Origin of the sequence: Micrococcus sp. 2A, from assembly GCF_039519235.1 — a bacterium.
Classification (GTDB): domain Bacteria; phylum Actinomycetota; class Actinomycetes; order Actinomycetales; family Micrococcaceae; genus Micrococcus.
On sequence record NZ_CP154351.1, the window covers coordinates 1,198,208 to 1,219,642 of the forward strand.

The window sequence follows — 21,435 nt, forward strand, 5'->3', positions numbered from 1 at the left end:
CGGCGTGTCCGGGCGGATCCTGACCGTCCCCGCCGCCCTGTCCCGTCCAGGGCGTTTGAGAGGATGTCTGACCATGACCCAGCCACGACTCGCGCACCAGACGCTGTCCGGACGCATGTACGCCCGCTCGCTCTCGGGCCTGCCCGAAGTCCCCTCCATCACGACGGTGATCGGCATGGAGAAGACGGACCTGGACGGCTGGATCGGATGGATGGCCGCGGACGCCGTGGTCAAGGACGAGCGCCTGGCCCAGGCGGTCGGCTCCTCCGCCCGCCTGCGGGAGGTCGCCCGCCAGTCGGCGGACGCGGCCGCGCGCTTCCGCGACGCCGCGGCCGAGCGCGGAGACCGCGTCCACGACTACGCGGAGCAGGTCTCGCGCCGCGCCCTCGGGCAGCCGCACACCATGGCCGAGGCCCGGGCCGCACTGATCGAGCACGGGGAGGGGGCCTACGCAGACCGCTTCGACGAGTGGTGGGACCTCTACGACGTGAGGCCCGTGGCCGCAGAGATCACCGTGTGGAACCACACCGTGGGCTACGCCGGCACCCTGGACCTCGTGGCGCGGATCGGCGGTCGGCTGTGCCTGATCGACTACAAGACCAAGGGCACCGGCAGGGACGGCCGCGTCAAGGCGCTCGACCCGAAGGTGGTCATGCAGCTCACCGCGGGCCTCAAGGCGGAGGAGTCGCTCGTGGACGCCGAGGCCGGCACGTGGGAGCCCTGGCAGCACGGCGCCGCGGAGATGCTGCTCGGCGTCGCCCTGGGGGAGACGGAGGTGGCCGTCCACCAGGCCAACCCCGCCGTGCTGCCGCGGCACTGGCACAAGTTCTGGGCGCTGCGCCAGGTGTGGACGCACGCGCAGGCCGTCGCCGACGCGGGCCCGGCGCTGCGCGTGATCGGCCCGCCCCCGGTGGCGGTCCCGGCGGCGGCGGCGGGCGGCCTGGAGGCCGCCCGCGCGGCGGCCTTCGGCGGGGCGGCGGAGCCGACCGGCACCGGGTCCGCGGCCGCGGAGGCGGGCCCGGCCGATAGGGTGACCGCGTGACCGTCCTCCCCCTCCGCACCGTGCCCGATCCCGTGCTGCGCACCCCCGCCGCGCCCGTCCCAGCGGGCGTCGACGTGCGCCGCCTCGTCGCGGACATGGTCGAGACCATGCACGCCGTCGGCGGCGTGGGGCTCGCCGCCCCGCAGGTGGGCGTGGGCCTGCGGGTCTTCGTGTTCGACGTGGACGGCATGGCCGGCCACGTGGTGAACCCCGTGCTGGTCCGGGGCGAGGAGACCAGCCGGGACCTCGGCGAGGGCTGCCTCTCCGTGCCCGGGCTGCGCTACCACCCCGCGCGCGCCGTCGAGGCCGTCGTGACCGGCGTCGACGTGGACGGGGCGCCCGTCGAGCACCGGGGGACGGGCCTGGTGGCCCGCTGCCTGCAGCACGAGGCCGACCACCTCGACGGCATGCTCTACATCGACCGGCTCGACGGCGACGAGCGCCGCGAGGCCCGCCGCCGCCTGCGGGCCGGCGAGGTCGACCGCACCGCCGCCCGGGTGAGCGCGGAGCGCGCCGCCGTCGTCGGCTCCGTTTTCGCCGGATCGGCCCGGGGAGGCGGCCGATGAGCGCCCCCCTGCGCGTCCTCTTCGCCGGCACGCCGGCCACCGCCGTGCCCGTGCTGCGGGCCCTGCTGGCCTCCGACCACGAGGTCGTGGGCGTCCTCACCCGCCCGGACGCTCCCGTCGGCCGCAAGCGGGTGCTCACGCCCTCGCCCGTCGCGGCGGCGGCGGCCGAGGCCGGGCTCCCCGCCGTCAAGGCGGATCGCCTGCGCGGCGAGGCCGGCGCCGAGGCGGTGGCCTCGATCCGCGGGCTGGACGCCGACGTCGCAGTGGTCGTCGCCTACGGGGCGCTCGTCCCCGCCGACGCGCTGCGGATCCCCCGCCTGGGGTGGCTCAACCTGCACTTCTCGCATCTGCCCGCCTACCGCGGCGCCGCCCCGGTGCAGCGCGCCGTGATGGACGGCGTCGCGGTGACGGGGGCGGACGTGTTCCAGCTCGAGGAGGGCCTGGACACCGGCCCGGTGTTCGCCCGCCTCACGCGCGAGGTGGCCCCCGACGAGACCTCGGGCGACCTGCTGGCGGACCTCGCCGAACGGGGCGGCCCGCTGGTGCTGGACGTGCTCGACGCGCTCGCGGACGGCACCGCCGTCGCCGCGCCCCAGGAGGGCGAGCCCACCCACGCCGCCAAGCTCACCGCCGCGGACGGCCTGGTGGACGCCGGCGCCCCCGCCGGCCGGGTGGCCGCGCGCATCAACGGTGTCACCCCCGAGCCGGGCGCCTGGGGCTGGCTGGCGGCCCGCGCAGACGCCGAGCCCGTGCGCTTCAAGCTCGGCGGCGTCGCCCCCGTGGCCGAGGACGACGCCGCCTGGCCGGCCGAGCTCGCGCCGCTGGCCCCGGGACGCATCGCCGTGGTGGCCAAGGGCGCCTGGCTGCGGACCGACGGCGGCGCGGTGCGGCTGAGCACGGTCCAGCCGGCCGGCAAGACGACCATGCCCGCCCTCGACTGGGCGCGCGGCGCCGGCGAGGGCGCCACGCTCCTCTCCGGCGCCGCGCTCGCGGCCCACGGGGAGCGGGAGCAGCAGCGGGCGGCCGAACGGGCCGCCGCACGGCAGGAGGGACGAGCATGAGCGGAGCATCCGAGGGGACCGGCGGCCAGGGCCGCGGGCGCGGCGGCGCCGGAGGCGGAGAGCGCTCCGGCCGGCCGGCCGCAGCCGGCAAGGGCGGGCGCGGCGAGCCCCGCCGCGACGCGCAGGGGCGCACCCGCAGCCGCGGCCGCTCCGGAGCGGGACGGCAGTTCTCGTCCCAGGCGCCCTCGCAGCGCTCCCGCAGCGCCGACCCCGCGCGCCGGGTGGCGTTCGAGGCCGTGCGCGCCGTCCACGCCGAGGACGCCTACGCGAACCTCGTGCTGCCCCCGCGCATCCGCCAGGCCCGGCTGGACCGCCGCGACGCCGCCTTCGCCACGGAGCTGGCCTACGGCACCCTGCGCGGCCGCGGGCTCTACGACGCCGTCCTGGCCCGCTGCGTGGACCGTCCCCTGGAGCAGATCGACCCGCCCGTGCTGGACGCGCTGCGCCTCGGCGCCCACCAGCTGCTCGCCATGCGCGTGCCCGCGCATGCCGCGCTCGACGCCACGGTCGCGCTCGTGCGCTCCGAGATCGGCGCCGGGCCGTCCGGCTTCGTCAACGCCGTCCTGCGCCGTGTCTCCGAGCGCCCGCTCGAGGACTGGCTGGCCGACGTCGCCCCGGCCGACGGCGGCGACGCCGCCCTGGCGGTGCGCACCTCCCATCCCGTGTGGATCGTGCGCGCACTGCGCCAGGCGCTCGCCGCCCACCCCGGCGCGGACGCCGACCAGATCGAGGAGCTGCTCGCCGCGGACAACGCGGCACCGGTGGTGAACCTCGTGGCCCTGCCCGTCGACGGCGGGGAGGAGGCGCTCGCCCGGGTGATCGCGGACGGCGCCGAGCCCGGCCCGCTGGCTCCCGGCTCCGCCCTGCACGCCGGCGGCGACGCCTCCCGCCTGCCCGGGGTGCGTGAGGGCCTCGTCCGGGTGCAGGACGTCGGCTCCCAGCTGACGGCCCGCGCCCTCGTGGCCGTGCCCCGCGAGTCCGACGCCTCCGAGCGGGCCGAGCGCTGGCTCGACCTGTGCGCGGGGCCCGGCGGCAAGGCCGCCCTGCTGGCCGCGCTGGCCGCCGAGCGCGGCGCCACGCTCACGGCCAACGAGCTCGCCCCGCACCGCACCGACCTGGTCCGCTCCGCCCTGGCCGCCGTGCCGCGGGAGGCCTGGACGGCGCACACGGGGGACGGGCGGCGGATCGCCGACGCGGTGGAGACCCCGGGGGACGGCTACGACCGGATCCTCGTGGACGCCCCCTGCACCGGCCTGGGCGCCCTGCGCCGCCGGCCCGAGTCCCGCTGGCGCCGCACGCCGGCCGACCTCGCCGAGCTCACCGGCCTGCAGGCCGAGCTCCTGGACGCCGCCGTCTCCGTCCTCGCTCCCGGCGGTGTGCTCGCCTACGTCACGTGCTCCCCGCACGTGGCCGAGACGACGGTCCAGGTCCAGGACCTGCTGCGCCGCCATCCGCGGCTCGAGCAGGTCGACGCCCCGGCGGCGCTCGCGGAGGTCGCGCTCGCGGACCTCGGGCTCGGCGGCGCCCCGGCTGGCGGCGGCGCCGGTGACGGCGGGGCGGACGGCGGACCCCCGGCCGAGGAGGCCACGGCCCGCACCGCCCAGCTCTGGCCCCACCGCCACGGCACGGACGCGATGTTCCTCGCCCTGTTCCGGGCGCCGGCGGAGGGTGAGGACCGTGGCTGAGGGTCCGCACGCCCCGCGTCTGCACAGCCCCCGTCTCCACCCCTCGATCCTCTCGGCGGACTTCGCCCGGCTGGCGGAGGAGCTCGCCCGCATCCCGAGTGCGGACGCGGTGCACGTGGACGTGATGGACAACCACTTCGTCCCGAACCTGACGCTCGGCCTGCCCGTCGTCCAGGCCATCCGGGCCGCCACGGCGCTTCCCCTGGACATCCACCTGATGATCGCCGACGCCGACCGGTGGGCCCCGGACTACGCCGAGGCCGGCGCCGAGTCCGTGACCTTCCACGCCGAGGCCTCCGGCGCCCCCGTACGCCTGGCCCGCGAGCTGCGCGCCCGCGGGTCCCGGGCGGGCATGGCGCTCAAGCCGGCCACCCCCGTCGAGCCGTACCTGGACATGCTCCCCGAGCTGGACATGCTCCTGCTGATGACGGTGGAGCCCGGCTTCGGGGGCCAAGCGTTCCTGGACGTCGTGCTGCCCAAGATCCGCCGCGCCCGTGCCGCCCTGGACGGCGCCGCGACTCCGCTCGCCCTCCAGGTGGACGGCGGCGTCAACCGGGACACGATCGAGCGCGCGGCCGAGGCCGGGGCGGACACCTTCGTGGCCGGCTCCGCCGTGTTCGGCGCCGACGATCCGGACGCGGCCGTCGTCGCCCTGCGGGACGCCGCGCGTCACGCCTGCGGCTGAACACCCTCGGCCCGCAGCGCCGACCCCGCGAACCCCCGAGGCCGCGTGGCATACTGGCGCACGCAACGTGCTCCGAGATGCGGTGGAAGTCCGCACCGGCGGTGACAGCCCGCTAACCGCGCGCCCCGCCCTCACCCGAGGGTCCGGGACCGCGGCCTGACCGGTGGAATTCCGGTGCCGACCGTACAGTCGGGATGGGAGAGGCACGCGGCCGTGCCGTCCTGCGCGCTGACGCGGGAGGGCTGCGGAGCGCACCCCTCGGAGTCCCGAACCGAGGAGGTGGCGTCAGCCCCCATGCAGTGGCTCGTGGACGTCTTCACCTGGACCATCCCCGTCGCCGGCGGCGGCCTCCTGGTGCGGGAGGTGATCGGCAACCTCTTCGGGCTGGCCTCCGCGCTCGGCGGCATGGCCCGCAAGGTCTGGGCATGGCCCGTCGGGATCATCGGCAACGCGCTCCTGCTCACGGTGTTCCTCGCCTCCCTCTTCGGCGGCGCCGACCACGCGACGCTCCTCGGCCAGGCCGGCCGCCAGGTCATGTTCATCGCGGTCTCCGTGTACGGCTGGGTCCGCTGGCGGGCCGCGAGCCGCGGCCGCGGCGACCACGCCCCCGCGATCACCCCCGAGTGGGCCGGCCGGGGCGGGCGGACGCTCCTCGTGCTGGGCCTGCTGATCGGCACCCTCGCCCTCACCCCGGTGTTCCGCGCCCTCGGCTCGTGGGAGCCGGTGTGGGCGGACGCCTGGACCTTCGTCGGCTCCCTGCTCGCCACGTACGGCATGGCCCGCGGCTGGGTGGAGTTCTGGCTCGTGTGGGTGGCCGTGGACGTCGTCGGCGTCCCCCTGCTGTGGAGCAGCGGCTACTACGCCTCCGCGGTGATGTACGCGTTCTACGGGGTCTTCACCCTGATCGGCTTCTTCGTGTGGCTGCGCGCCAAGGACCGGGACAAGCCCGCCGTGGAGACGCTGCTGCCGGACGGCCCCGAGGGGGACGTCGTCCGATGAGCGCCGCCGAGACCCCGTCCGCCGACCCCATGGACCTCGCCGTCCGCGCCGCGCTGCGCGGCGTGCGCGGCGCCAACCCCCTCGTCGGGGCCGTCCTGACCGACGAGGCCGGCCGCGTCCTGGCCGTCGGGTACCACCGTGGACGGGGGACCGCCCACGCCGAGATCGACGCCCTGACCCGCTGGCGGGCCGCCCGTGCCACGGATCCGGCCCTGGCCGCCCTCGACCCCGCCGGCCTGACGCTGCACGTCACCCTCGAGCCCTGCGACCACACCGGCAGCACCGGCCCCTGCTCGCAGGCCGTCCTGGACGCGGGGATCGGCGCACTGCGCTACGCCGTGGCGGACCCCACCGGTCACGACGGCGGCGGCGCGGCCCGCCTCGCCGCGCACGGGGTGCACGTCACCGGCCCCACCGGCGAGGCGGCCGCACTCGCGCTCACCGCCCGCTGGCGCGAGGTCCGCGACGCGGGCCGCCCGTGGGTGACCGGGCACCTCGCCCAGTCCCTCGACGGCCACGCCGCGGCCGCCGACGGCACGAGCCAGTGGATCACCGGCCCGGACTCCCGCGTCCACGCCCACGAGGTGCGCTCCCGCGTGGACGCCATCGTCGTCGGCACGGGGACCGTCCTGGCCGACGACCCTCGCCTCACCGCCCGTGACGCCGCCGGCGCCGAACTCGCGCACCAGCCCGTGCCCGTCGTCCAGGGTCACCGGCCCGTGCCCGACGGCGCCGCACTGCGCCGCCACCCGGTCCCGCTGCACGTGCGGGACCACGACCCGCACGCCGTCCTCGCCGCGCTCGCCGCCCATCCCGGGCCCTGGCCCCGCAGCGGGGACCGCCCGGCACACGTGCTCATCGAGGGCGGACCCCGCGTGCTCGGCGCGTGGCTGCGCGTAGGCCTCGTGGACGAGCTGATGGTCTACACCGCGCCCCTGCTGCTCGGCCCGGGCCGCGCCGCCGTCGCCGGCCTCGACGTCGCCACGCTGTCCGAGGGACTGCGCTGGCACCCCGACCCCGCGGAGGGCGGCCCCGTCCGTGCCCTCGGGGTCGACGTCTGGACCCACCTGAGCCCGGTGCCGGCCCCGCGCCTGCCCACCGCCCCCGCCCCGACCCGTTTCCAGGAGGACTGAGTGTTCACCGGCATCGTCACCCATCTCGGCACCGTCGTCGCCCTCGAGCACGACGCGGCCGCCGACACCGCCCTGCTGACCCTCGACGCCGGCGGGGCCCTCGACGGGCTGCCCGCCGGCGGCTCGCTCGCCGTCGACGGCGTGTGCCTCACGGCCCTCGACGGGCCCACGGAGCGCCCCGGCGTGTTCCGTGCCGACCTCATGGGCCAGACGCTGCGGATGACCAGCCTCGGCGACCGCGCCCCGGGGGACCGGGTCAACCTCGAGCGCTGCCTGCGCCCCACCGACCACCTGGACGGGCACGTGGTCCAGGGCCATGTGGACGGGACCGGCGAGGTCCTCGCGGTCACCCCGCACGGGGCCTGGACCACCCTGCGCATCGGCCTGCCCGCCCGCCTGGCCCGCTACGTCCCCGCGCAGGGGGCCATCGCCCTGCAGGGCGTCTCCCTCACCGTCACCGCCGTTTCCGACCCGGGCGCGGCCGCGCACTGGTTCGAGGTCGGCATCATCCCGGCCACGCTCGAGGCCACCACCCTGGGCGCCCTGCGGCCGGGCGACCGCGTCAACCTCGAGACCGACGTGCTCGCCCGGTACGCCGAGCGCCTCGCGCTCATCCCGTCCGCCCCCGCCGCACCCACCGAGGAGGCCCGCCCGTGAGTGAGCACATCCGTCTGGACCCCGTCCCCGCGGCGATCGCCGCGATCGCCGCGGGCCGGCCCGTCGTCGTCGTGGACGATGCCGACCGCGAGAACGAGGGCGACCTGATCTACGCGGCCGCCCTGGCCACCGACGAGGTCACCGCCTTCACCGTCCGCCACACCTCGGGCGTCATCTGCGCGCCCCTGCCGGCCGGCCTGGCCGACCGCCTGGCCCTGCCGCCCATGACCACCGTCAACGAGGACCCCAAGGGCACCGCCTACACCGTGAGCGTGGACGCCGCCGCCGGCGTCACCACCGGCATCTCCGCCGCCGACCGCACCCGTACCCTCCGCGTGCTCGCCGACCCCGGCGCCGCCCCCGGCGACCTGACCCGGCCCGGCCACGTGTTCCCCCTGCGCGCCGTCCCCGGCGGCGTCCGGGCCCGCCGCGGCCACACCGAGGCCGGCGTCGAGCTGTGCCGCCTGGCCGGCGTCGCGCCCGTGGCCGCCATCGCCGAGCTCGTCCACGACGACGGCACCATGATGCGCCTGCCCGCCCTGCGGGAGTTCTCCGACGAGCACGGCCTCGTGCTGATCTCCATCGAGGACCTCGTGGCCCACCTGGAGGAGACGACGCCGACCCTGACCGCCGTCCCCGCCGAGGCCACCCTGCCGACCCGGCACGGCCTGTTCCGCGTGAGTGTGCACGTGGACGCCGAGACCGGGGCCGAGCACCTGCTGCTCGTGGCGGGGGAGACCGACCCGGAGCGTCCCCTCACCGTCCGCGTGCACTCGGAGTGCCTCACCGGCGACGTGCTCGGGTCCCTGCGCTGCGACTGCGGCCCCCAGCTCGAGGACGCGCTTGCCCGCGCGGCGGCCGAGGGCGGCGCCGTCCTCTACCTCCGGGGCCACGAAGGACGCGGCATCGGCCTGGCCAACAAGATCCGCGCCTACCGGCTCCAGGAGGAGGGGATGGACACCGTCGAGGCCAACCTCGCCCTCGGTCTGCCCGCCGAGGCGCGCGACTGGGCCGGGGCCGCCGCCGTCCTCACGGCCGCCGGCCATCGGCGCATCCGCCTCGTCACCAACAACCCGGTGAAGGTCGCGGGGCTGCGCGCGGCCGGCATCGACGTCGTCGAGCGTGTCCCGGCCCCCACGCCCGTCACCGAGCACAACGTCGTCTACCTGCGCACCAAGCGGGACCGGATGGCCCACGCCCTGGCGGACCGCGTGCTCGAACCGCCGACGGCCACCGGCGGACCCGCCACGCCGGCCGATGACCCGACCACCGACCCGACCCACCCCACCCACCAGGAGGACATCCCATGAGCGGCGCCGGAGCCCCGACCTTCACCCCCGACCCCGCCGCTGCGAGCGGCCTGAACGTGGCGATCGTCGCCGCCCAGTGGCACACCGAGATCATGGACGGGCTGATCGCCGGGGCGCAGGCCGCCGCGGTGGATTTGGGCCTGGAGCCCGGGCTCGTGCGGGTGCCCGGCACCGTCGAGCTCACCGTCGCTGCGGCGCGGCTGGCGGAGCGCTTCGACGTCGTCGTGGTCCTCGGCGTCGTGGTGCGCGGGGACACCCCGCACTTCGACTACGTGTGCCAGTCCGTGACCCAGGGCGTGACGGAGGTCTCGGCGCGCACCGGCGTTCCCGTGGGCTTCGGCGTGCTGACCGTGGACACCGAGCAGCAGGCGCGCGACCGGGCGGGCCTGCCCGGATCCCGCGAGGACAAGGGCCGCGAGGCCCTCGAGGCGGCGGTGCTCACCGAGCTCGCGCTGCGCTCGGTCACGCCGCGGGACTGAGGGCGGCCGGGCGGGGCGTTGGTTACGCTCCTGCCGTGAGCACCTCTCGGCAGGCCAGTCCCCGCAGCCGCCCCGGGTCTGCCGCACCGAGCGTGGGTGTGCTGGGATTGGTCCTGTTGACGGTCTCCCTCGCCGTGTCTCTGGCGGCCGGCCTCCATGCCCTCCGGCTCGGCCTCGATTCCTTCGTGCTGGACTGTGACGTCCCCGAATGTGGCCCGGCGTGGTCCGGCCCGCGCGAGCACTACAGACGTGTGGCACTTGTCGCCGCCGTGACCGCAGCGCTCGGCTGGGCCGCCGCCGGATTCCGGCAGCCCAGCACCGCACACGGTCACCGCAGGCATCCGGAGAAGGGCGTAGCGGCCGGTGCCGTCGCAGTGCTGGGAGTGGTGGGCGTCGCCGTCACCCGGGCGGCGGCGATCTGGGCCCTGCCCCTGGGCATCGCCCTCCTGACAACCACCGTTGTCGCCGTCGCATTGGTGGGCCGCACCTTCTTGCGTCCGGTGGTCGGCGGCGACCGCCAGGCATGGCTGCTCGCGGGTGTTCTCAGTGGTGCTGGGCTCGCCTGCGCCACCGCCACGGTGGCGACGGCGTACGCGCTCACCGTGCATCAGGTGCCCCAGACCGTGCCGCTGCTACTGCTGGCGCCGTGGAGCCTGCCGGCCTTCCACCTGCTGCTCTTCAGCGTGACCCGGCGGGCCGCCCGCCGCCGCAGAGCCCGTATGCCTGCGAAGGAGACGATGCCGCTGCCGGTGGCGTCCATGCGGATCGTGGGGCCCGGTGCCGCGGTGCTCCTGCTTGTCGCCGTATGGTCCGCCTGGCCGGTGTCTGAGCCGCAGCCCGAGACCGATCCGCCCCCCGCCTCTCCGCCGGTCATCGAGTCTGAGCCGTGGCCGACGGCGTCACCGCCTCCCGCAGCGGAGCCGCAGGACGCGATCCGCCCGGCCCCGGCGCCTGTTCCCGCGGGCGTGCCAGCCTGTACCCCCGAGCTGCTCCTGGTCCGGATCGGCGGATTCGACTCTGCGATGGGGACCTCCTCGGCGGGCGTCACTGCCGTGAACACGGGAGACGCCGCCTGCGCCCTCCACGGCCGCCCGGAGGTCGAGATCGTGCAGGGCGGCGACCCGATCGACCTGCACCTCGAGCCGATGACCGCGACCACCACCGTGCTGACCCCGGAGCAGGCGGCCCAGGAGGACCCCGACCTCGGCGTGGTCCTGGAGCCGGGGCAGCAGGCCGTGGCCGCCCTGCTCTGGCCCGGCTACCGCGCCAGGGCCGACCAGAGCGCGCCGCAGACGGTGTCCGTGTCCCTGGGACACGGAGGCCCGATCGTCCCGGCGCAGGTCGCGGAGTCGGAGGACTCCGGTAGCCGGGGTCCGGCCCCGTTCGACCTCCAGGACGACGTCCCAGGGGGCGCTGAGCTCCGCGTGGGACCCTGGACGCCGCGCGACTGATCCGGGTTCGGCATCGGTGGACTGTCACCGGCAGACGGAGGGAATGTCCGATTCGGTGCGGAATTCCGTGCCGCCGCGTCCGCCCGGTTGACCCTCGCACCACTCGTCGGCGGCCATCATGGCCAGGCCGGCGACAAGCGGTGCCGCCAGCACCAACAACAGGATCACGGTGGCCGCGGTGAACGCCCTGCGAGGCCCGCGCCGGCTCGCACGGGCCGCGGCCACCGTCGTGGCGATGGCCGCAAAGAGCAGACCGATCACCACTGACGCGTACACGACGTAGTGATCGCCGAAGAGACCGGAGGCGTTGGACGCTGCGCTGCCGACGGCAATGACCACGGTCAGGAGGACGGGAAAGACGAGGACGCACCACAGGACGATCAACCCGGTGGGTCGGCGGACTGGACCCGGCGCGGGTTCGTGCTGAGGCCGGTGCGTCATGACCCCATGGTGTCAGGCCGTCACAGTGACGGCCCCACGCACGACCTCTCTCTGCGCTCGGTACAGTGGCCCACGTGAAGACCTTCGACGAGCTGTACGCGGAACTGACGCGCAAGGTGCAGGAGCGCCCCGAGGGCTCCGGCACCGTGGCCCAGATCGACGCCGGCGTCCATGCGATCGGCAAGAAGGTCGTCGAGGAGGCGGCCGAGGTCTGGATGGCCGCCGAGTACGAGTCGGATAAGGCCGCCGCCGAGGAGATCTCTCAGCTGCTGTACCACGTGCAGACCATGATGATCGCCCGCGGCATCAGCCTCGAGGACGTCTACCGCCACCTCTGAGGCCGCCGGCCCCGTTCCCCGCCCACCGCACCCCGAGGAGACCGACGCGTGCTGCGCATCGCCGTTCCGAACAAGGGCGCCCTCGCCGAGGCCGCCCGTGAGATCCTGCAGGAGGCCGGCTACCGCCAGCGACGCGACTCCCGGGAGCTCGTGCTCGTCGACCCGGAGAACCAGGTGGAGTTCTTCTACCTGCGGCCGCGCGACATCGCGGTGTACGTCGGCCAGGGCACCCTCGACGTCGGCCTGACCGGCCGAGACCTGTTCTGCGACGCGCAGGTGGGAGACACCGCCGAGGAGGTCATGGCGCTCGGCTTCGGGAGGTCCGTGTTCCGCCTGGCCGCGCCGGTCGGCGCGTTCAGCGCGGCCGGCGAGCTCTCGGGCAGGCGCATCGCCACGAGCTACGACGGCCTGCTCACGGCGTACCTCGAGCGGACCGGCCTGGACGCCACCGTCGTCCACCTCGACGGCGCCGTCGAGTCCTCCGTGAAGCTCGGCGCGGCGGACGCGATCGCCGACGTCGTGGAGACCGGCAACACCCTGCGTGCCGCGGGCATGGAGGTCTTCGGCGAGCCGATCCTCGACTCCGAGGCGATCATGATCGGCCGCCGGGGCGCCCAGCCCGAGGGCCTCGACGTGCTGCTGCGCCGCCTCAACGGCGTCCTCGTGGCCCGCCGCTGGGTGATGATCGACTACGACATCCGCCGCGAGCTCCTGGACCGCGCCACCGCGGTCACGCCGGGACTGGAGTCCCCGACCGTCTCCCCGCTGCGCGACGAGTCGATGGTGGCCGTGCGCTCCATGGTGCGCAAGGGCGACGCCAACCGCATCATGGACGAGCTGTACGACCTCGGAGCCCGCGGCATCCTCATCTCCGCCATCCACGCCATCCGCCTCTGACCCCCTCGGACCACACGGTCCGCACCCCCGTCGGCCTCGAAGGAGCCCCGCCATGACCGTCGCCGTCCGCGTCATCCCCTGCCTGGACGTGGACGCCGGGCGCGTGGTCAAGGGCGTCAACTTCGAGGACCTGCGCGACGCGGGCGACCCGGTCGAGCTCGCCCGCCGCTACAACGCCGCGGGGGCGGACGAGCTCACGTTCCTCGACGTCACCGCCTCCACCGCGGACCGCGCCACCACGTACGACGTCGTCACCCGCACGGCGGAGGAGGTCTTCATCCCGCTCACGGTGGGGGGCGGCGTCCGGACCGTGGACGACGTCGACCGCCTCCTGCGCACCGGTGCGGACAAGGCCTCGGTGAACACCGCCGCCGTCGCCCGCCCTGCGCTCATCACGGAGATCACCCGGCGCTTCGGCTCCCAGGTGCTCGTGCTCTCCCTCGACGCGCGGCGCACGCAGGACCCCGCGTGTGCGTCCGGCTACGAGGTCACCACCCACGGCGGGCGCACGGGGACCGGCATCGACGCGGTGCAGTGGTGCCGGGAGGCGTCCGAGCGCGGCGTGGGGGAGATCCTGCTGAACTCGATCGACGCGGACGGGACGCGGGCCGGCTTCGACCTCGAGATGATCCGCGACGTCCGGGCCGTGACCCGTGTGCCGCTGATCGCCTCGGGCGGCGCGGGGGAGCCGGCCCACTTCACGGAGGCGGTGGCCGCGGGGGCGGACGCGGTGCTGGCCGCGTCCCTGTTCCACTTCGGCCCGGACGACATGCTCGCCCGCGTCAAGGACGCGCTGCGCGCCGCGGGGCACGTCGTCCGCTGAGGGGCACGGACCACGCCGCGCGGCTCAGGCCGCGCCGGTGACGCGGTCCGTGGTCACGAGCGCGGCGCGGCGTCGCCCGTGCGCGTGCAGGACGAGCTCGCCGGCGGCCCCCGTGACGCGCACGCTCACGCCGTCCTCGCCGGGCCGGCGCGCGACGATGGGCGCGTTGTCCACGCGCGAGGCGGGCCGGGGCCGGCGGGCGAGCACGATCCCGGACTCGGCCCCGCGGTAGAGGAGCCGCGCGCGACCGCGCAGGCGGGTGTAGAGCATGTCCGCGTAGTCGTCGGCGAGGATGCGCGGGGCCCAGCGCTCCTGCGCACGCCGCACGTCCTCGGTGTGCACGAAGAACTCGAGCAGCTGCACCTGGCCGGCCACGCGCCGTCCCGGGGCGGTCCGGCGGGCGGCCGCGGCCAGCCCTCGCAGCCGGGCCGCGACGCGGGGACCCTCGCCGGGCGCGCGCAGGGGTCCGCGCGCCACCAGCGCGACGAGCTCGGCGTAGCCCTCCTCGGAGGCGTGGGCGTCGCCGAGCTCCTGCGTGAGCTGGGCGAGTCGGCGGCGGGCGACCCCGGGCAGGACGATCCCGGCGGCCGAGGGGGAGGTCTCGCGCAGGTGCACGTGGGCCGCCAGGTGCTCCGTGCGCCAGCCCTCACACAGCGTGGGCGCCGCCGGGCCCGCGGCGAGCAGCGCCTCCACCAGCGCGGCGCGCGAGGCCACCGCGAAGTCGGTGGCGGTGTGCTGCGCGGCGGCGGGGGTCTCGGCCATGGCCTCCACGCTACACGCGGCTCCCTAGAATGGACCTCCATGAGCACCCCCCAGACCGCCGGCCTCCCGGAGTCCCTGACCTTCGACGACCGGGGCCTCATCCCGGCCATCGCGCAGCAGCACGACACGGGCGAGGTGCTCATGATGGCGTGGATGGACGAGGAGTCCCTGCGCCTCACCCTCGAGTCCGGATGGGCCACCTACTGGTCCCGGTCCCGCGGGAGGCTGTGGCGCAAGGGCGAGAGCTCGGGCCACCGACAGCGCGTCCTCGCCGTCAGCGCGGACTGCGACGGCGACACGCTCCTGCTGCGCGTCGACCAGACCGGGCCCGCGTGCCACACCGGCACCGCCAGCTGCTTCACCGACCGCCGGATCGCGGACCTGACGGGCCGCACCCCCGAGGAGGACGCCCGATGACCCGCCCCCACGCCTCCGACGCCACCCCCGACCGCGCCGAGTTCCTGCGCCTGGCGGACACCGCGCGCGTGATCCCCGTGGTGCGCACCGTGCTCGCCGACGGCCTCACGCCCCTGGCCATCCACCGCCGCCTCGCCGCATCGCGTCCGGGCACCTTCCTCATGGAGTCCGCGTCCCAGGGCGCCGCGTGGTCCCGCTACAGCTTCATCGGCGCCGGCTCCGCGGCCACCCTCACGGCGCGCGACGGCGAGGCCCACTGGCAGGGCACGCCCCCCGAGGGGCTGCGCCGCGAGGGCCCGGCCCTCGAGGTCCTCGCCGACTCCCTGCGCCTGCTGCGCACGGACGTCCGGGACCGGGTGGGGGTGTCGCTGCCGCACCTGGTCTCGGGGCTCGTCGGCTTCCTGGGCTGGAACACGGTGCGCTCGTGGGAGCACCTGCCGCACCCGCCCGAGGACCACCTTCGCCTTCCCGACCTCGCCATGAACCTCGTCACGGACCTGGCCGTGCACGACGCGGTGGACGGCACCGTCACCCTCATCGCGAACGCGATCAACGGCAACGGCCTCGCCACCGGGGCCGAGCAGGCCCACGACGACGCCCTCGCGCGGCTGGACGCCATGGTCGAGCGGCTCCGCACGCCCGTGCCCGAGCCCGTGAGCGCCGTCTCCCGCCGCTGGCTGGACGCTTCCGCGGAGGACGTGGCGGCGCAGGCCGAGGACCGCTGGGGGGCCGAGGGCTTCCGAGCCGCCGTCGGGAAGGCCCAGCAGGCCATCCGGGACGGCGAGGTCTTCCAGGCGGTGCTCTCCCGCCGCCTCTCCGTGACCACGGACGTGAGCGGGGAGGACGTGTACCGCGTGCTGCGCACGGTCAACCCGAGCCCGTACATGTACCTCTTCTCCTTCGAGACGCCCGAGGGGGAGCCGTACGAGATCGTCGGCTCCTCGCCCGAGGCCCTCGTCACCGTCCAGGACCGGCACGTCGTCACGCACCCGATCGCCGGTTCGCGCCGCCGCGGGGCGAGCGCCCAGGAGGACGCGCGCCTCGGCGAGGACCTGCTCCACGACCAGAAGGAGCGCGCCGAGCACCTCATGCTCGTGGACCTCTCCCGCAACGACCTCTCCCGCGTGTGCGAGGCCGGTTCCGTGGCGGTCACCCAGTTCATGGGCCTGGAGGCGTTCAGCCACATCCTGCACCTGGTCTCCCACGTGGAGGGGCGCATGCGCGACGACGTCGACGCCCTCCAGGTGCTGCGGGCCGCCTTCCCAGCCGGCACCCTCTCCGGAGCCCCCAAGCCGCGCGCGCTCCAGCTGCTGGACGAGTGGGAGCCCACCGAGCGCGGGCCGTACGGCGGAGTCGTCGGCTACTTCGACCTCGCCGGCAACATGGACATGGCCATCAACATCCGCTCCGTGACCCTGCACCGCGGACAGGCCCACGTGCAGGCGGGTGCCGGGATCGTGGCGGACTCCGACCCGCGGGCCGAGGCCGCCGAGACGGTCACCAAGGCCACCGCCCCGCTGCGTGCGGTGCTCGCGGCCGCCGAGCTGGAGGAGGCGTGATGCGCCGCCGCACGGCGGTGCTCCTCGCCCTCGCCTCCGGCGCGCTGGTCCTCGCGACCGCGGGGCAGACCTGGGTCGAGGCGTCGGGCCTGACGGGTGGGACCGCCGACCACGCGCGGGCCGTGGGCGCCTCCGCGGCGCCCGTGGCGACCGCGATGGCCGTCGTCGTGATGGCCGGGGCGCTCGCCCTGACCACGGCCCGCCGGGTCGGCGCCGTCGTCGTGGGCCTCCTGACGGTGCTGGCCGGCGTGGTCATCGCCTCGACCGCCGTCTTCGCCGCCCTGGACCCGGTGGCGACGGCGACCCCGGCCGTCGCCGCCGTCACGGGCACCACCGCTGACGCCGCCTCCTATGCCGTGACCGTGTGGCCGTGGGTGTGCGCGGCGGCCGGCGTCCTGGCCGCCCTCACGGGGGCGGCCGCCCTGGCCTCGGCCCGCTCGTGGCGCTCCGCCCGCCGCTACGAGGCGGCCGCCGGCACTCCCGCCGGCACTCCCGCGGGCGCGACGGCCGCACCCGCCGCCACGGTGGACGAGATGGACGCGTGGGACGACCTCTCGCGCGGTCACGACCCGACCTGAGCGGCGTCCCGTGGCACAATGAGGGGCAGTCGTCATGCACACCACGTCGAGTGAGGGACACCCATGAGCCACACCGAGACCACCACCACCTCCGGCACCCGCCGTCGCGACCTGCGCGAGGAGCGCGACGCGGACCGCGGCGTCGACGCGGGGGTCGTCGTCACCGAGGACGGCCGCGTGCTGGGCGACCCCACGCACGCGGAGGTCCCGGACCACGGCAACACCCCGGGCGGCTGGATCATGGCCGGTCTCGGCGTGCTCGGCGTCCTCGCCGGCTGCATCGGTGCGCTCACCGACCTGCAGATCCTCATCTGGATCGGCCTCGCCATGCTCGTGATCGGCGGCATCGTGGGCCTCGTGTCGGCCAAGCGCCAGTCGGCCCGGCCCGACTCGGCCCGCCGCGGCCACTGAGGCCCACTCCGTGAGCGTCCTCGACGACATCGTCGAGGGAGTCCGCGAGGACCTCGCCGAGCGCCGCCGATCGCTCCCTCAGGAGCGGCTCGCGGAGCTCGTCGCGGCCGCCCCGGCCCCCCTCGACGCGCACGCGGCGCTGACCGGCGGCCGCACCGACCCCGCGGGGATCCACGTGATCTCCGAGGTCAAGCGCGCCAGCCCGTCCAAGGGGCACCTCGCCGACATCCCCGAGCCCGCCGCCCTGGCCTCCGCCTACGAGCGCGGGGGAGCCTCCGCCGTCTCCGTGCTGACCGAGGCCCGACGCTTCGGCGGCAGCCTGGCCGACCTCGACGCCGTGCGCGCCGCCGTCGCCCTGCCCGTCCTGCGCAAGGACTTCACGGTGGAGGAGTACCAGGTCCACGAGGCCCGCGCCCACGGGGCGGACCTCGTGCTCCTCATCGTGGCCGCCCTCGACGACGCACGCCTGCGTAGCCTCCTGCAGCTGACGGAGTCACTCGGGATGCATGCCCTCGTCGAGGCCCACACCCCCGGGGAGGTCGAGCGCGGCGTGGCCGCCGGCGCCCGGATCCTGGGCGTGAACGTGCGCAACCTGAAGACCCTCGACATCGACCCGGACCGCTACGCGGCCCTGGCCGCCGGGCTCCCCGAGGACGTCGTGCGCGTCGCCGAGTCCGGCGTGGAGTCCGAGGAGCAGATCCGCTCCTACGCTGCCGCCGGCGCCGACGCCGTCCTCGTGGGCGAGGCCCTCGTGCGCCACGGCCACCCCGAGGCGGCGCTGCGCGCGTTCCGCGCCGCCTCCCTCACCGTCCGCTGACCCCCCGACCGAAGGAAGTGGTCCGCCCATGAGCGCGGAGCGATCCAGCACCCAGCCGTCCATCGAGTTCGAGGGCGTGTTCCAGGGCCTGCCGGGCCCGTACTTCGGCCGGTACGGCGGGCAGTGGATGCCCGAGTCCCTCATGGCGGCGCTCAAGGAGGTCACGGAGACCTACGACGTGGCGCGCCGGGACCCGGCGTTCGAGGAGGAGCTGCGCGGCTACTTCCGGGACTACGTCAACCGGCCCTCGCTGCTCACCGAGGTGCCGCGCTTCGCTGCCGAGACCCCGGGCGTGCGCATCTTCCTCAAGCGCGAGGACCTCAACCACACCGGCTCGCACAAGATCAACAACGTGATCGGCCAGGCGCTGCTGGCCCGGCGCATGGGCAAGACCCGCCTGATCGCGGAGACCGGCGCCGGCCAGCACGGCGTGGCCACCGCCACCGCGGCCGCCCTCTTCGGGATGGAGTGCACCGTGTACATGGGGGAGGAGGACACGCGCCGCCAGGCCCTCAACGTGGCCCGCATGCAGATGCTCGGCGCGGAGGTCATCCCCGTGACCATCGGCGCCCGCACCCTGAAGGACGCCATCAACGAGGCGCTGCGCGACTGGGTGGCCTCGGTGGACACCACGCACTACCTGATGGGCACCGTCACCGGCCCGCACCCCTACCCCACCATGGTGCGGTACTTCCACTCCGTGATCGGGGAGGAGGCCCGCGAGCAGGTCCTCGCCCAGACCGGCCGCCTGCCCGACGCCGTCGCGGCGTGCGTGGGCGGCGGATCCAACGCGATGGGCCTCTTCCACGGGTTCCTGGACGACGAGGGCGTGGAGCTGTACGGCTTCGAGGCCGGCGGGGAGGGCCTCGAGTCCGGCCGCCACGCCGCCTCCATCACCCTGGGCCGCACCGGCGTGCTGCACGGCGCCCGCACCTACCTGATGCAGGACGAGGACGGGCAGACCATCGACTCGCACTCGATCTCCGCGGGCCTGGACTACCCCGCCGTGGGCCCCGAGCACGCCTTCCTGCACGACACCGGCCGGGCCGCGTACGAGCCCGTCACCGACGCCGAGTGCATGGCCGCGTTCCAGCGGCTCACCCGCACCGAGGGCATCCTGCCGGCGATCGAGTCCGCCCACGCCCTGGCCGGCGCGCTGCGCCTGGCCCGCCGCTGGGCCGACGAGGGCCTCGTGGGCGCGGACACCGCCGAGGGCGAGGAGCGGATCATCGTGGTCAGCCTCTCCGGCCGCGGCGACAAGGACGTGGCCACGGCCGCGGCCTGGTTCGGCCTCGGGGAGGCGGACGAGCAGAAGGACCCGCTGGACGAGCTGACCCCGGGAGAAGAGCAGTGAGCACCGACGTGACCTCCAAGACCGCCGCCGCGATCGCGGCCGCCCGCGACGCCGGGCGCACCGCCCTCGTGGCCTACCTGCCCGCCGGCTACCCCTCCGTGGCGGACTGCGTGGAGGCCGCCGTCGCCCTCGGGGAGAACGGCGCCGACGTGATCGAGATCGGCCTGCCCTACACCGATCCGGTGATGGACGGCCCCGTCATCCAGCGCGCCACGGCCGCCTCGCTCGCCGCCGGCTTCCGGGTGGCGGACGTGTTCGAGATCGTGCGGCAGGTGACCGCCCGCACCGACGCGGCCGTGCTCGTCATGACGTACTGGAACCTCGTGGACCGGATGGGCGTCGAGGAGTTCGCGGGCCGCCTGGCCGCGGCCGGGGGAGCGGGGCTCATCACGCCCGACCTCGTGCCCGAGGAGGCCGGGGAGTGGTTCGAGGCCTCGGACCGCCACGGCCTGGACCGCGTGTTCCTCACCGCCCCCTCGTCCTCGCCGGAGCGCGTGCGCCTCACGGTGGAGGCCTCGCGCGGGTTCGTCTACGCCGTCTCCGTGATGGGCGTCACCGGCGCCCGCGACCAGGTCTCGGACGCGGCCGAGGCCGTCGTCCGGGCCGCCCGTGAGGCCGGTGCCGAGCACGTGTGCGTGGGCCTGGGCGTCTCCCAGGCCGAGCATGTCCGCGAGATCGGGGCGTTCGCGGACGGGGCGATCGTGGGGACCGCGCTGGTGCGCGCCCTCACCGACGGCGGCCCCGAGGCCGTCGCGGCCCTGACGCGCGAGCTGGCCGCCGGCACCGTGCGGGAGGCCTGAGCATGCTCGCCGGTGCCCTCGCCCCCCTCGCGGCGATCCCGTCCCCGTCGTGGGACGGCCTGCAGCTGGGCCCGCTGAAGGTCCACGCCTACGCGCTGTGCATCATCCTCGGCATCATCCTGGCCCTCTGGCTGGCCTCGCGCCGCTGGGAGGACCGGAACGGCCCCGAGGGCGCGGTCCTCGACGTCGCGATCTGGGCCATCCCGTTCGGGTTCGTGGGCGGCCGGCTCTACCACGTGCTCTCCTCCCCGGACCGGTACTTCGGCCCGGGCTTCGACGGCACGGGCGATCCGGTCCAGGCCTTCTACGTGTGGAACGGCGGCCTCGGGATCTGGGGCGCCATCGCGCTGGGCGCCGTGGGCGCCTGGATCGCGTGCCGCCGGTACGGGCTGCGCCTGAGCGCCTTCGGCGACGTCGTCGCCCCGGGCGTCCTGCTGGCCCAGGCCGTGGGCCGCTGGGGCAACTGGTTCAACCAGGAGCTCTTCGGCGCGCCCACCACGCTGCCGTGGGGTCTGCGGATCGACCCCTCGCACGCCAACTTCCCGGTGGGCACGCCCGCCGACACGCTGTTCCACCCCACGTTCCTCTACGAGAGCCTGTGGAACCTCGCCGGAGTGGCCCTCCTCCTGCTGCTGGACCGCCGCCTCCACCTGCGCCACGGCGCGATGCTGTGGGCCTACGTGGCCTGGTACACGCTCGGCCGCGTCTGGATCGAGATGCTCCGGATCGACGACGCCGAGATGATCACCCTCTTCGGGGTCACCCAGCGCCTGAACGTGTGGACCTCGATCGTGATGCTCCTGCTGGCGCTCGTGATGCTCGCCGTCATCCTGGTCAAGCACGGCCCGGCCGCCGCCGGCCCGCGCTCGGACGACTCCGTGTGGCTGCCCGGCCGCGGCCCCGCCCTCGAGGCCGGCGCGGGCGCGCCCGTCGACGCGGCGGTCGCGGGGCAGGGCCCCGACGACGGCGCCGGATCCACGGCCGCGGGGGTCCGCGAGGACCGCTGAGCGTCCAGCATTCGGACATCCGCGTCTGAGAATGTGGCGCAGGTCGCCTTCCTCGCTACTCTCGTGCGCAACGCGACCCGCCGGGCGATCCCCGAGGCAGGGTCCGCTCACCATCGCAGGGGCCAGCGTCGTCCCCTCCTCACCCCGGCCCTCCGGCCGGCCA

The 21,435-nt window shown here is 75.7% G+C and carries 24 protein-coding genes; 22 read left to right on the forward strand and 2 right to left on the reverse strand.

From position 1 onward, the window contains the following. The first annotated feature begins 73 nt into the window (after positions 1-73). The 11 genes from AAG742_RS05610 to AAG742_RS05660 all read left to right on the forward strand — a co-directional run bounded on the left by AAG742_RS05610 (position 74) and on the right by AAG742_RS05660 (position 11,068). Positions 74-1,042, forward strand: a complete 969-nt coding sequence (locus AAG742_RS05610) for a cytochrome (RefSeq protein WP_298710350.1) — start codon at positions 74-76, stop codon at positions 1,040-1,042. Then, positions 1,039-1,608, forward strand: a complete 570-nt coding sequence (def, locus tag AAG742_RS05615; protein WP_298710348.1) for a peptide deformylase — start codon at positions 1,039-1,041, stop codon at positions 1,606-1,608. Before AAG742_RS05610 ends, def begins: the two co-directional genes overlap by 4 nt. After that, complete coding sequence (locus AAG742_RS05620; RefSeq protein WP_298710347.1) at positions 1,605-2,669, forward strand: methionyl-tRNA formyltransferase; 1,065 nt, start codon at positions 1,605-1,607, stop codon at positions 2,667-2,669. The genes def and AAG742_RS05620 overlap by 4 nt, the downstream gene beginning before the upstream one ends. After that, the gene (locus tag AAG742_RS05625) at positions 2,666-4,354 is read left to right on the forward strand and encodes a transcription antitermination factor NusB (RefSeq protein WP_298710344.1); all 1,689 of its coding nucleotides are present in this window, start codon (positions 2,666-2,668) and stop codon (positions 4,352-4,354) included. The genes AAG742_RS05620 and AAG742_RS05625 overlap by 4 nt, the downstream gene beginning before the upstream one ends. Beyond that, complete coding sequence (gene rpe, locus AAG742_RS05630) at positions 4,347-5,039, forward strand: ribulose-phosphate 3-epimerase (RefSeq protein WP_298710342.1); 693 nt, start codon at positions 4,347-4,349, stop codon at positions 5,037-5,039. Before AAG742_RS05625 ends, rpe begins: the two co-directional genes overlap by 8 nt. Positions 5,040-5,333: 294 nt before the next feature. Beyond that, positions 5,334-6,038 (forward strand): nicotinamide riboside transporter PnuC, encoded by a 705-nt coding sequence (pnuC, locus tag AAG742_RS05635; RefSeq protein ID WP_298710430.1) that lies wholly within the window; start codon positions 5,334-5,336, stop codon positions 6,036-6,038. After that, complete coding sequence (ribD, locus tag AAG742_RS05640) at positions 6,035-7,171, forward strand: bifunctional diaminohydroxyphosphoribosylaminopyrimidine deaminase/5-amino-6-(5-phosphoribosylamino)uracil reductase RibD (RefSeq protein ID WP_298710340.1); 1,137 nt, start codon at positions 6,035-6,037, stop codon at positions 7,169-7,171. The genes pnuC and ribD overlap by 4 nt, the downstream gene beginning before the upstream one ends. Next, complete coding sequence (locus AAG742_RS05645) at positions 7,172-7,828, forward strand: riboflavin synthase (protein WP_069941990.1); 657 nt, start codon at positions 7,172-7,174, stop codon at positions 7,826-7,828. Next, positions 7,825-9,138, forward strand: coding sequence for a 3,4-dihydroxy-2-butanone-4-phosphate synthase (gene ribB / locus AAG742_RS05650; protein WP_298710338.1), 1,314 nt, complete (start codon positions 7,825-7,827; stop codon positions 9,136-9,138). The genes AAG742_RS05645 and ribB overlap by 4 nt, the downstream gene beginning before the upstream one ends. Next, entirely contained in the window at positions 9,135-9,617 is a 483-nt protein-coding gene (gene ribH / locus AAG742_RS05655) for a 6,7-dimethyl-8-ribityllumazine synthase (protein WP_298710336.1), read from the forward strand. The genes ribB and ribH overlap by 4 nt, the downstream gene beginning before the upstream one ends. A 269-nt stretch (positions 9,618-9,886) precedes the next feature. Continuing rightward, complete coding sequence (locus tag AAG742_RS05660) at positions 9,887-11,068, forward strand: DUF4232 domain-containing protein (protein ID WP_298710334.1); 1,182 nt, start codon at positions 9,887-9,889, stop codon at positions 11,066-11,068. Positions 11,069-11,092: 24 nt separating this feature from the next. On the opposite strand, the gene AAG742_RS05665 is transcribed toward AAG742_RS05660, so the two are convergent. Continuing rightward, on the reverse strand, positions 11,093-11,509 hold the full coding sequence (locus AAG742_RS05665; RefSeq protein WP_298710332.1) for a hypothetical protein: 417 nt from the start codon (positions 11,507-11,509) through the stop codon (positions 11,093-11,095). 74 nt (positions 11,510-11,583) lie between these two features. On the opposite strand from AAG742_RS05665, the gene AAG742_RS05670 reads away from it, so the two are divergent. Genes AAG742_RS05670 through hisF form a run of 3 tightly spaced genes read left to right on the forward strand, consistent with a single transcriptional unit; the run spans position 11,584 to position 13,567 of the window. Continuing rightward, on the forward strand, positions 11,584-11,847 hold the full coding sequence (locus tag AAG742_RS05670) for a phosphoribosyl-ATP diphosphatase (protein ID WP_298710330.1): 264 nt from the start codon (positions 11,584-11,586) through the stop codon (positions 11,845-11,847). Between the two features lie 48 nt (positions 11,848-11,895). Further along, a complete protein-coding gene (gene hisG / locus AAG742_RS05675) occupies positions 11,896-12,744 on the forward strand; it encodes an ATP phosphoribosyltransferase (RefSeq protein WP_298710328.1) in 849 nt (282 codons plus the stop codon). Between the two features lie 52 nt (positions 12,745-12,796). Continuing rightward, positions 12,797-13,567 (forward strand): imidazole glycerol phosphate synthase subunit HisF, encoded by a 771-nt coding sequence (gene hisF / locus AAG742_RS05680; RefSeq protein WP_298710326.1) that lies wholly within the window; start codon positions 12,797-12,799, stop codon positions 13,565-13,567. Positions 13,568-13,591: 24 nt separating this feature from the next. Here the strand turns inward: hisF and AAG742_RS05685 are convergent, their stop codons facing one another. Then, positions 13,592-14,329: a maleylpyruvate isomerase family mycothiol-dependent enzyme gene (locus AAG742_RS05685; protein ID WP_298710325.1), complete on the reverse strand. Its 738-nt coding sequence runs from the start codon at positions 14,327-14,329 to the stop codon at positions 13,592-13,594. 39 nt (positions 14,330-14,368) lie between these two features. On the opposite strand from AAG742_RS05685, the gene hisI reads away from it, so the two are divergent. From hisI to lgt, 8 genes are all read left to right on the forward strand, one after another. Next, positions 14,369-14,746, forward strand: coding sequence for a phosphoribosyl-AMP cyclohydrolase (gene hisI, locus AAG742_RS05690; protein ID WP_248116931.1), 378 nt, complete (start codon positions 14,369-14,371; stop codon positions 14,744-14,746). Beyond that, on the forward strand, positions 14,743-16,305 hold the full coding sequence (locus tag AAG742_RS05695) for a chorismate-binding protein (RefSeq protein WP_298710323.1): 1,563 nt from the start codon (positions 14,743-14,745) through the stop codon (positions 16,303-16,305). Before hisI ends, AAG742_RS05695 begins: the two co-directional genes overlap by 4 nt. Next, positions 16,305-16,883, forward strand: a complete 579-nt coding sequence (locus AAG742_RS05700) for a Trp biosynthesis-associated membrane protein (RefSeq protein WP_298710321.1) — start codon at positions 16,305-16,307, stop codon at positions 16,881-16,883. Before AAG742_RS05695 ends, AAG742_RS05700 begins: the two co-directional genes overlap by 1 nt. A 63-nt stretch (positions 16,884-16,946) precedes the next feature. Beyond that, positions 16,947-17,294 carry an HGxxPAAW family protein gene (locus tag AAG742_RS05705; RefSeq protein ID WP_298710319.1) on the forward strand — a complete coding sequence of 116 codons (348 nt, stop codon included), beginning with the start codon at positions 16,947-16,949 and terminating at the stop codon, positions 17,292-17,294. Between the two features lie 10 nt (positions 17,295-17,304). Beyond that, positions 17,305-18,111, forward strand: a complete 807-nt coding sequence (gene trpC / locus AAG742_RS05710; protein WP_248116937.1) for an indole-3-glycerol phosphate synthase TrpC — start codon at positions 17,305-17,307, stop codon at positions 18,109-18,111. A 28-nt stretch (positions 18,112-18,139) separates the two neighbouring features. After that, a complete protein-coding gene (trpB, locus tag AAG742_RS05715) occupies positions 18,140-19,465 on the forward strand; it encodes a tryptophan synthase subunit beta (RefSeq protein ID WP_298710317.1) in 1,326 nt (441 codons plus the stop codon). Then, positions 19,462-20,265: a tryptophan synthase subunit alpha gene (gene trpA / locus AAG742_RS05720; protein WP_248116939.1), complete on the forward strand. Its 804-nt coding sequence runs from the start codon at positions 19,462-19,464 to the stop codon at positions 20,263-20,265. Before trpB ends, trpA begins: the two co-directional genes overlap by 4 nt. A 2-nt stretch (positions 20,266-20,267) precedes the next feature. Further along, a complete protein-coding gene (lgt, locus tag AAG742_RS05725; RefSeq protein ID WP_298710314.1) occupies positions 20,268-21,272 on the forward strand; it encodes a prolipoprotein diacylglyceryl transferase in 1,005 nt (334 codons plus the stop codon). Positions 21,273-21,435 lie beyond the last annotated feature (163 nt).

Bases quoted from the DNA above. Each gene is read 5' to 3' on its own strand.
- hisI (WP_248116931.1), top strand. From the start codon at position 14,369: ATGAGCACCCCCCAGACCGCCGGCCTCCCGGAGTCCCTGACCTTCGAC.
- pnuC (WP_298710430.1), top strand. From the start codon at position 5,334: ATGCAGTGGCTCGTGGACGTCTTCACCTGGACCATCCCCGTCGCCGGC.
- AAG742_RS05610 (WP_298710350.1), top strand. From the start codon at position 74: ATGACCCAGCCACGACTCGCGCACCAGACGCTGTCCGGACGCATGTAC.
- AAG742_RS05700 (WP_298710321.1), top strand. From the start codon at position 16,305: ATGCGCCGCCGCACGGCGGTGCTCCTCGCCCTCGCCTCCGGCGCGCTG.
- AAG742_RS05705 (WP_298710319.1), top strand. From the start codon at position 16,947: ATGAGCCACACCGAGACCACCACCACCTCCGGCACCCGCCGTCGCGAC.
- ribD (WP_298710340.1), top strand. From the start codon at position 6,035: ATGAGCGCCGCCGAGACCCCGTCCGCCGACCCCATGGACCTCGCCGTC.
- lgt (WP_298710314.1), top strand. From the start codon at position 20,268: ATGCTCGCCGGTGCCCTCGCCCCCCTCGCGGCGATCCCGTCCCCGTCG.
- AAG742_RS05695 (WP_298710323.1), top strand. From the start codon at position 14,743: ATGACCCGCCCCCACGCCTCCGACGCCACCCCCGACCGCGCCGAGTTC.
- AAG742_RS05685 (WP_298710325.1), bottom strand. From the start codon at position 14,329: ATGGCCGAGACCCCCGCCGCCGCGCAGCACACCGCCACCGACTTCGCG.
- AAG742_RS05665 (WP_298710332.1), bottom strand. From the start codon at position 11,509: ATGACGCACCGGCCTCAGCACGAACCCGCGCCGGGTCCAGTCCGCCGA.
- trpB (WP_298710317.1), top strand. From the start codon at position 18,140: ATGAGCGCGGAGCGATCCAGCACCCAGCCGTCCATCGAGTTCGAGGGC.
- ribH (WP_298710336.1), top strand. From the start codon at position 9,135: ATGAGCGGCGCCGGAGCCCCGACCTTCACCCCCGACCCCGCCGCTGCG.
- AAG742_RS05620 (WP_298710347.1), top strand. From the start codon at position 1,605: ATGAGCGCCCCCCTGCGCGTCCTCTTCGCCGGCACGCCGGCCACCGCC.
- AAG742_RS05625 (WP_298710344.1), top strand. From the start codon at position 2,666: ATGAGCGGAGCATCCGAGGGGACCGGCGGCCAGGGCCGCGGGCGCGGC.
- hisF (WP_298710326.1), top strand. From the start codon at position 12,797: ATGACCGTCGCCGTCCGCGTCATCCCCTGCCTGGACGTGGACGCCGGG.